At 73.7% G+C, this 12,636-nt stretch carries 8 protein-coding genes; 1 reads left to right on the top strand and 7 read right to left on the bottom strand.

Annotated elements, in window-relative coordinates:
* Positions 1–436: anti-sigma factor (locus JWQ05_RS11800; RefSeq protein ID WP_299658636.1), on the top strand; the 436-nt coding region annotated here is incomplete at its 5' end.
* Here the strand turns inward: JWQ05_RS11800 and JWQ05_RS11805 are convergent.
* The 7 genes from JWQ05_RS11805 to JWQ05_RS11835 form a co-directional block, all read right to left on the bottom strand.
* Positions 409–3,060: an ATP-binding protein gene (locus JWQ05_RS11805; RefSeq protein WP_299658637.1), complete on the bottom strand. Its 2,652-nt coding sequence runs from the start codon at positions 3,058–3,060 to the stop codon at positions 409–411. The genes JWQ05_RS11800 and JWQ05_RS11805 overlap by 28 nt on opposite strands.
* A gap of 246 nt (positions 3,061–3,306) precedes the next feature.
* Positions 3,307–5,538, bottom strand: a complete 2,232-nt coding sequence (locus JWQ05_RS11810; RefSeq protein WP_299658638.1) for a xanthine dehydrogenase family protein molybdopterin-binding subunit — start codon at positions 5,536–5,538, stop codon at positions 3,307–3,309.
* Positions 5,531–6,625: a xanthine dehydrogenase family protein subunit M gene (locus tag JWQ05_RS11815; protein ID WP_299658639.1), complete on the bottom strand. Its 1,095-nt coding sequence runs from the start codon at positions 6,623–6,625 to the stop codon at positions 5,531–5,533. Before JWQ05_RS11815 ends, JWQ05_RS11810 begins: the two co-directional genes overlap by 8 nt.
* Positions 6,622–7,155 (bottom strand): (2Fe-2S)-binding protein, encoded by a 534-nt coding sequence (locus JWQ05_RS11820; RefSeq protein WP_299658640.1) that lies wholly within the window; start codon positions 7,153–7,155, stop codon positions 6,622–6,624. The genes JWQ05_RS11815 and JWQ05_RS11820 overlap by 4 nt, the downstream gene beginning before the upstream one ends.
* Positions 7,156–7,231: 76 nt before the next feature.
* Positions 7,232–7,651 (bottom strand): DUF305 domain-containing protein, encoded by a 420-nt coding sequence (locus JWQ05_RS11825; protein WP_299658641.1) that lies wholly within the window; start codon positions 7,649–7,651, stop codon positions 7,232–7,234.
* A gap of 25 nt (positions 7,652–7,676) precedes the next feature.
* On the bottom strand, positions 7,677–10,802 hold the full coding sequence (locus tag JWQ05_RS11830) for an efflux RND transporter permease subunit (RefSeq protein WP_299658642.1): 3,126 nt from the start codon (positions 10,800–10,802) through the stop codon (positions 7,677–7,679).
* A 12-nt stretch (positions 10,803–10,814) separates the two neighbouring features.
* Positions 10,815–12,545 (bottom strand): efflux RND transporter periplasmic adaptor subunit, encoded by a 1,731-nt coding sequence (locus JWQ05_RS11835; protein WP_299658643.1) that lies wholly within the window; start codon positions 12,543–12,545, stop codon positions 10,815–10,817.
* Positions 12,546–12,636 lie beyond the last annotated feature (91 nt).

Here is a 12,636-nt window from a genome sequence, read left to right on the forward strand (position 1 = left end):
GTCCCTGCGGCGCTGGCGCCTCGGGGCCGGGGCGGCGGCCGCGCTCGCCGCCGGGCTCGCCCTGTTCATCGCCGCAGGCGCGGTCCGGCCGGAGGGCGGGGACGGGCGCTACCTCGCGGTGGTGAGCAGCGGCGGCGAGGCCCCGGCGCTGATCGTCAGCATCGACACCCGGGCCGGCACCGCGCGGGTGCGGCCTGTGGCGGCCCAGGCCCCGGCGGGGCGCAGCCTCGAACTCTGGTACGTGGGTGCCGGCGAAGCCCCCCGGACCCTCGGCCTCGTCGGCTCCGGCGCGCAGGGCCTGACGCTGCCGGCCCAAACCGACGCGCGGGCGCTCGCCGCCGCCTCCTTCGCGGTCTCGCTCGAGCCGGAGGGCGGCTCGCCGACGGGCAAGCCGACGGGGCCTGTGGTCTATTCGGGCAAGCTGATCCGGGAATAGGCCGCCGCGCCCGGCTCCGGGGCGCGGATTTCCGCCGCGAGGCGCTCGGCGCAGCGCGCCGACCGGTCCGCGAGGTCGCGGCTCTCGGCCACCAGCCGCCGAAAGCCCGCCGGGCCCTCCCGCGCGATGCGCTGCTCGTTGCAGACGTCGACCGCCCGGGCGGCCTCCGAGAGGGCGTGGAAGCCGAGGGTGCCGGCCGAGGAGATGCAGTGATGCGCCTCGAAGCGCAGCTGGTCCCGGTCGGCCCGGGTCTCGCAGGCGCCGGTGAAGCTGGCATCGAGCTCCCCCGCCAGGGTGTCGAGGGCGTCCGCGACGCGGGGGCCGCCGATCAGCCGGATTACGGCCTCGTAGGCGCTACGGTCGAGGAGGCCGGGCGCGTCGCCCATGGGATCGGCCGGCAGCGGCGCCGCATCGTCCGCCGCCCCGGGCAGCCAGCGGTCGACCACCCGGTAGAGTTCGGCCCGGTCGAAGGGCTTGCCGATGTGATCGTCCATCCCGGCCTCGCGGAACATCCGGACCTGGTCGGGCAGCACGTTGGCCGTCATCGCCAGGATGGGGATCGTGGCGGCGGCGCTGCCGAGCCGGCGGATGTGCCGGGTCGCCGTCAGGCCGTCCATGCCGGGCATCTGCACGTCCATCAGGATGAGATCGTAGCCGCCCCGCTCGGCCGCCCGGATGGCGGCGGCCCCGTCCGGGACGACGTCGACCCGGTATCCGCCGAGTTCGAGGACCGCCCGGGCGAGTTCCTGGTTGATCCGGTTGTCCTCGACGAGGAGCAGGCGCCCGGCCCGGCGCGCCACCGGCTCGGCGCCAGCGCGGGAGCCCGGTTGTTCCGGCGCGCCCAGCGGCAGGGTCAGCGAGAACCAGAACGTGGCGCCGAGGCCCTCCTCGGAGAGAACGCCGATCTCGCCGTCCATCAGGTCGACCAGCCGCTTGCAGATGGCGAGACCGAGGCCGGTGCCACCGAAATCCCGCTCGATCGAGCCGTCGACCTGCGAGAAACGCTGGAACAGGCGGTCCTGCTTGGCCCGGGCGATGCCGATGCCGGTATCGGCCACGCTGAAGCGCAGGCGCTCGCCGGTCCCGGTCCCGCCGTCATGCCGCACGCCGAGCGTGACGCAGCCGCGCGCCGTGAACTTGATCGCGTTGTTGAGGAGGTTCAGCAGCACCTGCCGCAGGCGCGCCTGATCGCCGACGAGGCTCGCGGGCAGGGCCGGGTCGATCACCGCGCGCACCTCCAGGCCCTTCTGCCGGGCCGAGCCGCGCACGATGGAGAGGCAGTTGTCGATGAGCGCGCGCGGGGAAAAGGCCTGCCGGTCCAGCGCGACGGCCCCGGCCTCGACCTTCGAGAAGTCGAGGATGTCGTTCACGATCGTCAGCAGGGCCGAGCCGGAGGTGCGCACGAGTTCCGCCTGGCGCTGGAGGTCCGGCGGCAGGCGGCCGGAGGCGGTCATCAGGTCGGTAAAACCGATGATGGCGTTGAGCGGCGTGCGGATCTCGTGGCTCATGGCGGCGAGGAACTCGGTCTTGGCGAGACTCGCGCGCTCCGCCTCCCGCCGGGCGCCCTCGGCGTCGCGCGTCCGCTCGGCGACGCGGTCGCTCAGGGTCGCGTTCAGCTCGCGCAGGGCGGCCTCGCTCCCGCGCAGGGAGCGCTCGACCGCCTCCCGGGCGGTGTCGTCCCGCAAGGTGAGCACGGCGCCGACCTGGCGCCCGTCGCGGCCGGTCAGGGGCCGGGCCGAGCCGATCGCCAGCACTTCGACGCCGTCGGGGCGCCGCACCCGCCAGCGTGCGTCGAGCACCGTCTCGCCCGTGACCGCCCGCGCCAGCGGCAGGTCCTCGGGCGGGTGGGGCGCCCCCGCCTCGGTGTAGAGGTGGTAGGTCTCGCTGTAGGCGTCCGGCTCGACATCGAGGCGCGCGACGCCGTGGATCGCGGCCGCCGCCTCGTTGACCAGGGTGATCCGGCCCGCCGTGTCGGTGACGATCACGCCCTCGGCGAGCTGGGCCAGGATCGCGTCGTGCGTCGAGTCGAGAATCTCGCGATAGCGGGCCTCGCTCGCGGCCGCCGCGAGTTCGGCCTGGCGGCGGGCGGCGATGTCCGCCGCGCGCGCACGCGCCAGGATCTCGCCCTCCCGCAGGGCCTCGTGGAGGCGCAGATGCGCGACGACGACGCGGGCCAGGTCCTCGAGCCCCCGCGCCTCCTGCGCCGACAGGCGGCGGCGCTTCGTATCGATCAGGCAGAGCGTGCCGACCCGGATGCCGGGCCGCAGGATGAGGGGGGCGCCCGCGTAGAACCGGATGTGGGGCGGGCCCGTGACGAGGGGATTGTCGGCAAAGCGCGGGTCCCGGGTCGCGTCCTCGACGACGAAGACCGCGTCGGACTGGATCGCGTAGGCGCAGAAGGAGACCGCGCGCGACGTCCCCGGGAGATCCAGGCCGCAGCGGGCCTTGAACCACTGGTCGTGCTCCTCGACCAGCGAGATCAGGCAGATCGGGACCCCGAACAGAGCCTGGGCCGTCCGGCAGACGGCGTCGAAATGCGGCTCCGGGGCGCTTCCGACGAGGTCGAGGGCGCGCAGGGCGGCGAGCCGCTCGCGCTCGGTCTCAGGGCCGGGCGGCGAAGACATGCAGGGTGAGGACGACATGCAGGGTAAGGACGGGCAGGATGCGGACATGCGGCACGATGGGCTCCGGACGGCCTTCAGGATCACCCACACGTGTAGCGATCGTCCCGCGCCTACGGGATCACGTGTCCTTGAGTTTCAACCCTCGGGGGATTCTTGGATCGCCACGCGCCGGGACCGCACCCCGGGCGGTGACGACCCGCCCCCGGAGCGCGGCTCCGGGGGCGGGCGCGGCGTCGGGAGGCGGGTTCAGCCCAGCAGCTTGTCGAGGGTGATGGGGATGTCGCGCACGCGGATTCCGGTGGCGTGCCAGACCGCGTTGGCGATGGCGCCGGCGGTGCCGGTGATGCCGAGTTCGCCGACCCCCTTGATGCCCAGCGGGTTCACGTGCGGGTCGTGCTCCTCCACCAGGATCGCCTCCATGGACGGCACGTCGGCGTTCACCGGGATGTGGTACTCGGCCAGGTTCCCGTTCATCACCCGGCCCGAGCGCGGATCGAGCACCGCGTGCTCGTGCAGCGCCAGGGACACGCCCCAGATCATGCCGCCATAATACTGGCTGCGCACGAGGTGCGGGTTGACGATCCGCCCCGCCGCGAAGGCGCCGACGAGCCGCGTCACCCGGATCTGCCCGAGATCGGGATCGACCTTCACCTCCGCGTAGACCGCCCCGTGCGCGTGCATCGCATAAGTCTTTCGCGATGCGGGGTCGCCCTGGCCCTGACCCTTGGCCTCCACGCAAGCCTTGCCCACGCGGGACAGAATCTCGGAAAACGACTCCGAGCGGGCGGGGTCGTCGCGGCGGGCGAGCCGCCCGTCGGCGGCCGTGACCCCGGCATTGCCGGCGCCGTAGAGGGGTGAGGCCCGGTCGGCGACGGCGAGGGCCGCGAGTTCGGCGATGGCCGCTTGCGTCGCGTTGTGGACCGCCGTGCCGCTGGTGGCGGTGCCGGTGGAGCCGCCCGCCAGCCCGCCATTCGGCAGGTTCGAATCGCCGATGCGCAGGTCCACCCGATCGACCGGCAGCCCGAGCCCGTCGGCGCCGATCTGGGCCAGCACCGTCCAGGCGCCCTGGCCCATGTCCTGGGCGGCGGTCTCGATCAGCGCCGTGCCGTCGGCCCGGATGGTGGCGCGGGCCTCGCCCTGCATCATCCCGGCGGGATAGGTGGCGGTGCCGAGGCCCCAGCCCACCAGAAGCCCGTCGGCGTCCCGCATCTGGCGGGGCTGCCTCGGGCGGGAGGCCCAGCCGAAGCGTGTCGCCCCTTGGGCGTAGCATTCGCGAAGCGCCTTCGACGAGAACGGCCGGTGCGTGATCGGCTCCACCTCGGCGTAGTTGCGCAGGCGGATCTCCAGCGGGTCGAGGTCGAGTTCGAGCGCGAGTTCGTCGAGGGCGCTCTCCACCGCGACGCTGCCCGAGGCCTCGCCGGGGGCCCGCATGAAGATCGGGGTGCCGATATCGGCCCGCGAGACCGCGTGCGTGGTGCTGATCGCGCCCGCCGCGTAGAGGTGGCGCGAGAGGATGCCGGAGGGCTCGACGAAGTCGTCGTGGCGGCTCGTCAGGGTCAGGGTGTGGTGGTCGAGGGCGGTCAGGGTGCCGTCGCGGGTGGCCCCCAGCTTCAGGGTCTGGCGGGTGGCGGCGCGATGGCCGACGGGGCCGAACATCTGCTCGCGCCGGGTCACCAGCTTGACCGGCCGGCCGACGAACTTCGCCGCCATGATCCCGAGGATCTGCGGCGCGGCGATGAAGCCCTTCGAGCCGAAGCCGCCGCCGAGATAGTGGCAGATGACGTGGATGTTCTCCGGCGGGATGCCGAACAGGCCGGCGAGCCGGCCCTTGGCGATCCAGAGCGCCTGGGTCGGGGTGTGGAGCGTCAGGCGGTCGCCGTCCCACTGCGCCACGCTGGAATGGGGCTCCAGGGCGTTGTGGTACTGCGCCGCCGTGTCGTAGCTGGCCTCGATGCGCGCCTCGGCCGCCGCCATCCCGGCGGCGACGTCGCCGGAGCCTTCCGAGGTGGGCGAGCCCGCCCCGATGGTCTCGGGCGTGAACACCTCGCCGGCCCCGAGGGCGACGCTGACGGGCTCCGCTTCGTAGCGGGGTGCCAGCAGGGCCGCGCCCTCGGTGGCGGCCTCGAGCGTCTGCCCGATCACCACCGCGATCGGCTGGTTGGCGTAGCGCACCCCGTCGTTCTGCAGGAGGTCGAGGCGGAAGGCGAAGGGATTGTCCTTCAGGTCCGGGGATTTCGCGAGCTTCGGGGCGTTGCCGGGCGTCATCACGGCGATCACGCCGGGATGGGCCTCCGCCGCCGCGACGTCGAGATGCGTGACCCGGCCGCGCGCGATGGCGCTCACCGCCATCACGGCGTGAACCAGGCCCTCGGGCTTGAAATCCGCGCTGTAGCGGGCCGCCCCCGTGACCTTGTCGGGGCCGTCGCGCCGGGTCAGGGGCTGGCCGATGGAGGCGCCGTGGCGCTGACGCTCAGACATGGGTCGAGGCTCCGGCGGAAGGGCTGGCGGCGGACTGGGTCGCGGCGAAGGGACTTGCGGCGAAGGGGCTTGCCGGCAGCGCCGGCACGCGCGCCGGGGTGCCGGCGGCGGAGAGCGTCAGCGCCCGCACGACGATGCGGCGGGCGAGCTCGATCTTGTAGGCGTTGTCGCCCGAGGGCGTCGCCTCGGCGAGCGCCGCTTGTGCAGCCTGCGCAAAGGTCTCGGGCGTGGGGGCGGCGCCGGCGAGCAGGCTCTCGGCCTCGCGGGCACGCCAGGGCTTGAGGGCGACGCTGCCGAGCGCGATCCGGGCCTGCGCGATGCGGTTCCCGTCCATCCGCAGGGCTACCGCCGCCGAGACCACCGCGAAGGCGTAGGAGGTGCGCTCGCGGACCTTGAGGTAGCGGCTGTGGGCGGCAAAGCCGTCCGCCCCGGGGGGGAGCGTCACGGCGACGACGAGTTCGCCGGGCTCCAGCACGGTCTCGCGCTCCGGATGGTCGCCGGGCAGCCGATGGAACGCCTCGAGGGGCACGCTGCGGGGCCCCCCGGGGCCCTCGATCTCCACGACGGCGTCGAGGGCGGCCAGCGGCACGCAGAAATCGGAGGGGTGCGTGGCGATGCAGTGCCGGCTCCAGCCGAGCACCGCGTGGGCCCGGTTGACGCCGCCGATGGCGTCGCAGCCGGTCCCGGGGGCGCGCTTGTTGCAGGCGCTGGCGGTGTCGGTGAAATACTGGCAGCGGGTCCGCTGCAGCACGTTGCCGGCGGTGGTGGCGGCGTTGCGGAGCTGGCCCGAGGCGCCCGAGAGCAGGGCCTCGGCGAGGGCCGGGTAGCGCGTCGCGATCGTCGGATCGTGCGCCAGGACCGCATTGCGCACCAGCGCGCCGATCCGGGTCGACCCGTCGGATCGGTGCTCGATGCCGGCCAGGCCGGGCAGGCGGGTGATGTCGACGAGCACGTCGGGGCGGGTGACGCCGCCCTTCATCAGGTCGACGAGGTTGGTGCCGGCGGCGAGATAGGCCGCCCCCGGGCGGGCGGCGGCCGCCAAAGCCTCGGCGACGCTGGCGGGGCGGACGTAGTCGAAGGCCTTCATGCCGCATCCTCCGCGAGCTGGCGGCCGGGCAGCACGTCCGGGGCCGTCATCGCCGCATGGGCCGCGAGCACGGCCTCCGTGATCCCCGCATAGGCGCCGCAGCGGCAGAGGTTTCCGCTCATGCCCTCGCGCACCCGCTCGGGGTCGCCCCCGGTCTGGCCCTCCTGGATCAGCCCGACGGCGCTGAGGATCTGGCCCGGGGTGCAGAAGCCGCACTGGAAGCCGTCATGTTCGACGAAGGCGGCCTGGACCGGGTGCAGGGCGTCGCCGCCCGCCGGGTTCGTTCCGGCCAGCCCCTCGATGGTGGTGATGGACGCCCCGTCGTGGCTCACCGCCAGCGCCAGGCAGGAATTCACCCGCACGCCGTCGACGAGGATGGTGCAGGCGCCGCACTGGCCCCGGTCGCAGCCCTTCTTGGCTCCCGTGAGGTCGAGGCGCTCGCGCAGGAGGTCGAGGAGGGTGACCCGCGCATCCTCCAAAACGAGGCTGCGGGCCGTACCGTTCACCGTCAGCGTGATGGGAAAGCTCATGCCGGGGATGTCTCCACCTTGGCCTGTCTGGAACCGGTCCAGATAGAACCGCCGTGCTTCCCGACCAGGGGGCGCGTCAGCGCGCGGGCGCGGCCTTCGCGTCCGCCTCCTTGCGCTTCAGGATGGCCTGAAGCCGCCCGATCTCGGCCTCCTGCGCCTTGACGATGCCCTCGGCGAGCGCGCGCACCTCCGGGTCCTTCGAGTATTGCAGGGCGACCCGGGCCATGGCGACGGCGCCCGCGTGGTGCGGGATCATGCCGGCGGCGAAATCCCGGTCGACGTCGCCGGAATAGCGGATCTCCATGTCGCCGTGCATGCGCATGGCGGCCTCCTCGAACGCCCTGGTGGAGGGTGAGGCGGCGGGCGTCGCGGCGTGCGTGTGGCCCGGGGTGCCGTGACCATGGTCGTGGCCGGCAGGATGGTCCTCCGCCGCCCGGGTCGTACCCGTGAGCGCCAGGAGGGCGAGGGCGGCGAGGAGGCGGGGTGCGGTCTTCATGGGGTGTCTCCGTGGGACGAGGGGTTCAGAACAGGGCGGGGGCGGGGGCCGCCGCGTGGGCTTGGGGCGCCTGCGCCGCCTGGAGGCGCGCGAAGGCGCCCCTGCCGAAGCGCAGGACGAGGACGGGGGTGAGCGCGGCGTCCAGCAGGGTGGCGCTGAACAGCCCGCCGAAGATCGTCACGGCCACAGGGTGGAGGATCTCCTTGCCGGGCGCGGTGCCGTCGACCAGCAGCGGCACCAGGGCGATGCCGGCGGCCAGCGCCGTCATCAGCACCGGGACCAGCCGCTCGTTGCTCGCCCGCAGCACCAGGGCCGGCCCGAAGGGCAGGCCCTCGGCAAGCCCGAGGTTGAGGATGTGGCTGATCTTCAGGATGCCGTTGCGGGCGACGATGCCGGTGAGCGTCACGAAGCCGATCATCGAGGCCACCGAGAGCGGCAGACCCGCGACGAAGAGCGCCGCGACGCTGCCGATCAGCGCCAGCGGCACGTTGCCCATGACGATGAGCGCCAGCACCCCGGAGCGGTAGCGGCTGGCCAGCAGCGCGAAGACCAGGGCCAGCGAGACGAGGCTGAGGAGCCCGATGGTGCGGGTCGCCTCCCCTTGCGCCTGGAACGCGCCCTCCAGATTCGCCGTGATGCCCTGGGGCAGGGTGGTCCGCGCGAGCGTCGCCGCGATGGCCGCGGCCACGGCGGCGCCGTCGGCGCCGGCCTGGGTGTTGGCCTGGACGACCAATCTGCGCCGCCCGTTCTCGCGCAGGATCTGGTTGGGGCCGTCGCGCTCGGCGATGTCGGCGAGCGCGTGGGCGGGCACCCAGCCGGTGGGCGTCTCGATCAGGAGTTCGCGCAACGCGGCCACCGAGCGCCCGGATTCGGGCAGGCGCAGGGTGACGTCGTAGCGGCGCAGGCCGTCGACGAGGGTCGAGACCACGCGCCCGTTGGCCAGCCGGCTCACCGCCTCGACCACGGCGCCGGGACTGATGCCGTAGAGGGCGGCGCGCCCCGAATCGACCCGGACTTCGAGCTGCGGGATGCGGACCTGCTTCTCGATGGCGAGGTCCGCGATGCCCGGAATCGTCTCGAAGGCGGTCTTCAGGGCGTCCGCCGTGCGGCGCAGGCCGTCGAGGTCCTCGCCGAAGAGCTTGAGGGCGATCTCGGCGCGCACCCCCGACAGCATGTGGTCGAGGCGGTGCGAGATCGGCTGGCCGATATTGACCGAGACCGGCAGCACCCCGAGCCGGGCCCGAAGATCCGCCACGATGGCCTCGCGCGGGCGGCCCGTGGGCTTCATGCCGATCTCGAGGTCGGTGGAATGCACCCCCTCGGCATGCTCGTCGAGTTCGGCCCGGCCCGTGCGGCGCCCGACCCTGTCCACCTCCGGGATGTCGAGGACGAGCCCCTCCGCGATGGCGCCGATCCGGCTCGATTCGGCGAGCGAGATGCCAGGGCTGAAGGCGAGGTTGACGGTGAACGAGCCCTCGTTGAAGGCCGGCAGGAAGGCGCGCGGCAGCGCGGTGGCGGCGAAGGCCGCCGCCCCGACGCCGATCACGGCCGCCGCCATCACGAAGCGCTGGTGGCCGAACGCGAAGGCCACGAGGCGGGTGTTGCCGGCCTTCAGCGCACCGATCAGCCGCCCCTCCGGCGCCTCCAGGCCCTTCAGGCCGGGGAGCAGCCAGGAGGCCAGCGCCGGGGTCAGGGTGAGGGACACGAGAAGGCTCGACAGGATCGCGATGATGTAGGCCTGGCCGAGGGGCGCGAAGAGCCGCCCCTCGATGCCGGAGAGCGCGAAGAGCGGCACGAAGACGAGGCAGATGATCACGGTGGCGTAGACGATGCCGGAGCGGACCTCGTTGGAGGCCGCCACGATCACCGCGAAGGACGAGCGCGGCGCGCCGTCCTGGCGGTTCTCGCGCAGGCGCCGCAGGATGTTCTCCACGTCCACCACCGCGTCGTCCACGAGTTCGCCGATGGCGATGGCGAGCCCGCCGAGCGTCATCGTGTTGATGGACAAGCCCAGCGCGGAGAAGATCGCCGCCGTGGCGAGGATCGAGACGGGGATCGCGGTGAGCGAGATCAGGGTGGTGCGCGCGTTCATCAGGAAGGCGAACAGCACCAAAGCCACCACGGCGACCGCCTCCAGCAGCACCGTCACCACGTTGCGCAGGGAGGTCTCGATGAAGTCCGCCTGCCGGAACAGGATTTTTTCGGCTGCAATGCCGGAGGGTAGGCTGGGGGCGAGGTCGGCCAGCGCCGCCTCGACGGTCTTCGTGAGCCGCACGGTGTCGATGCCGGGCTGCTTCTCCACCGAGACGATGACGGCGGGTCTGCCCATGTAGCCGCCGTCCCCGCGCCGGGGCCGGGGCGCGAAATCCACCTCCGCCACCTGGCGCAGGTAGACCGGCCCGCCCGGCGTCCCCACCACGAGGTTGCGCAGGTCGTCGAGGTCGATGGTCCGGCCGATGGCGCGGATCAGCACCTCGCGGGCGCCCGCATCGGTGAAGCCGCCGCCCGCATTGGTGCCGAAGCCCTCCAGCGCCTGGGTCATCGCCGCATGGGTCACGCCCAGCGCCCGCATGGCGGCGGGGTTCGGGGCGACGCGGAACTGGCGCACCTCGCCCCCGATGGGGATCACCTGCGCGACGCCGGGAATCGCCAGCAGGCGCGGGCGGATGGTGAAGTCGGCCGCCTCGCGCATCTGCATCGGGGTCGCGGTCTCGGATGTGACCGCCACCAGCAGGATGCCGCCCATGATGGACGAGACCGGCCCCATCTGGGGCATCACGTTGGCGGGCAGTTCCGTGCGGGCCAGCGCCAGACGCTCGGCCACGAACTGGCGGGCCCGGTAGAGGTCGGCCTCCCAGGCGAATTCCACGGTGACGATGGACAGGCCGATGCCGGAGACCGAGCGCACCCGGGTGACGCCGGGCAGGCCGTTCATCCGGGTCTCGATCGGGTAGGTGACGCGCTGCTCCACCTCAGGGGGGGCGAGCCCCTCGGCTTCCGTCATCACCGTGACGGTGGGGCGGTTGAGGTCGGGCAGCACGTCGACGGGCAGGCGCGCGAGGGCGAGGAGCCCGGTGAGCACCAGGGCGGCGGCGAGCGCCACCACGAGCAGGCGGTTGCGCAGGGACTGCGCGACGATGGTCTCGAACATCGTGCGGTTCCCCTAGCGGATCTGGTCGAGGAGTTCGGCGCCTTGGGTCACGACGCGGCGCCCGGCCGCGATCCCGTCCTCCACCAGCATCCGGTCGGCATCGAGCGGCGCCACCCGCACGGGGCGGCCCTGGAAGCGCTCGGCGCTGACATGCTCGTAGACGAGGCTGCCACCCTCCGCCCGGACGACCCCGGAGCGCGCCAGCGGCAGCCCGTCGCGGGGCACGCCCACGGGGGCCAGCACGGTGACGAACTGGCCCAGACGCAGGGCCTTCGTGTCGCCTTCGATCGCGAACTGGACCGGGACCGCCTGGTTGCGGTCGGCGAGCCCCGTGCCGCGATAGGCGAGGGTGAGGGTGCCGCCGTCGCCGAGCCGCGCGGTGGCGGTGCTGCCCTCGGCCAGGGCCTCGAAGCTCAAGGCCTCCACCCAGAGCCTGGCCGGATCGATGATGCGGTAGACCACGGTGCCGGGGGCCGCCATGGCGCCCGCCACCGCGTTGGATTCGGCGATGACGCCGTCCACCGGGGCGACCAGGGCTTCCGGCTCGCGCCGGATGGCGTCGAGGGCGGCGCGGCGGTCCCGCAATCCGCCGAGTTCCGAGCGGGCGTCGTCGAGCTGGGTCTGCGCCACCGCGCCCGTGGTGGAGAGGCGCTCGAAGCGGCCGACCCGGCGCTCCAGGATGGCGATCTGCTGGTCGAGTTCGCCCTGGCGCTGGCGCATGTCGGAGACGTCCACCGCCTGGACCGGCGGGGTCACGCGGGCGAGCACGTCGCCGCGCTTCACCCGCGTGCCGAGGCGGGGAAACCCGGCCTCCGGCGGCGAGAGGCGCCCGCCGACGGAGGATTGCACCACGCCGCTGGCATTGGGGTCGGCGATGATCCGCCCCGGCAGTTCGGCGCTGCGGGTCACGGTCTCGCGCGCGGTGAGGCCGGTGCGCAGTGCCAGCAGGCGCTGCAGGGATTTCGGCACGAAGACCGAGCCGTCGGGCAGGCGCCGGGCCCGCTCCATGAGGGTGCCGGCGGTGAGCGCCGCGGGGGTGGGGGACGCCGCCTCGGGGCCTTCGGCATGACCCTCATGCGCCAGGGCCGCGCCGCCGAGGACCAGCGTCGCGCCGAGGGCGAGCAGGACCGCGAGGGCCTGGGCCGAGCGACGCCGGCGCGCCAGGGCGAAGACGCCGAGCCCCATCAGGAAGCCCCCCGCCGCGAGGACGGCCGGGTTCTGGTGGGCGAGGCGGTCGGCCAGAGCATTGGCGGCGGCAGTGGGGCCGGTGGCCGCCGGCTTGGTGGCGACGGCCTCGGCGGGGGCCGGCAGGTCGAGGTCGAGGTTGAGGATATCGGTGCGGCCCTCCGCCGAGACGCCGATCACGAGGTCGTGGTGGTCGCTCGCGGAGAGCCAGGGGGCCGTCAGGCGGTAGGTGCCCGGCGCCGTCTCGGCGGCCTTGCGCCGGCCCTCCGGGGTCATCACGGCGACGGACGCGCCCGTGATCGGCGCATTGGTGACGAAGGCGTCGAGGGTGAGCACGAGGTCGCCGCCCTGTGCCAGCGCCACGAGTTCGAAGCGCTCGGAGACCGCCTCCGCGCGGGGCGCGGTCGCGGCCGGGACGGGGGGCGCCTCCGCCCCGTGGTCATGGCCCTCGTGGGCGAGGGCCGCCCCCGGGAAGACCGGGACGGCGAGGGGGGATGGGAGCGCGAGGGCGCAACCGAAGGCGAGCGCGCGCAGGGCGGCCGCGAGGGAACGAGGCATGGGGAACGATTCTTTCGCCGGAAAGCACGGGACGGCGTCCCCGCGTCAGGGCTCCGCAGGGGAGACCGGACCGCCGGGCACGCGGGCAGCG

Origin of the sequence: Methylobacterium sp. (genome assembly GCF_028290105.1) — a bacterium.
Lineage (GTDB): Bacteria > Pseudomonadota > Alphaproteobacteria > Rhizobiales > Beijerinckiaceae > Methylobacterium.

What these genes read in the sequence shown, in the direction of transcription:
- JWQ05_RS11830 (WP_299658642.1), bottom strand. Translation starts at nt 10,802, where the DNA reads ATGTTCGAGACCATCGTCGCGCAGTCCCTGCGCAACCGCCTGCTCGTG.
- JWQ05_RS11835 (WP_299658643.1), bottom strand. Translation starts at nt 12,545, where the DNA reads ATGCCTCGTTCCCTCGCGGCCGCCCTGCGCGCGCTCGCCTTCGGTTGC.
- JWQ05_RS11820 (WP_299658640.1), bottom strand. Translation starts at nt 7,155, where the DNA reads ATGAGCTTTCCCATCACGCTGACGGTGAACGGTACGGCCCGCAGCCTC.
- JWQ05_RS11805 (WP_299658637.1), bottom strand. Translation starts at nt 3,060, where the DNA reads ATGTCTTCGCCGCCCGGCCCTGAGACCGAGCGCGAGCGGCTCGCCGCC.
- JWQ05_RS11810 (WP_299658638.1), bottom strand. Translation starts at nt 5,538, where the DNA reads ATGTCTGAGCGTCAGCGCCACGGCGCCTCCATCGGCCAGCCCCTGACC.
- JWQ05_RS11825 (WP_299658641.1), bottom strand. Translation starts at nt 7,651, where the DNA reads ATGAAGACCGCACCCCGCCTCCTCGCCGCCCTCGCCCTCCTGGCGCTC.
- JWQ05_RS11815 (WP_299658639.1), bottom strand. Translation starts at nt 6,625, where the DNA reads ATGAAGGCCTTCGACTACGTCCGCCCCGCCAGCGTCGCCGAGGCTTTG.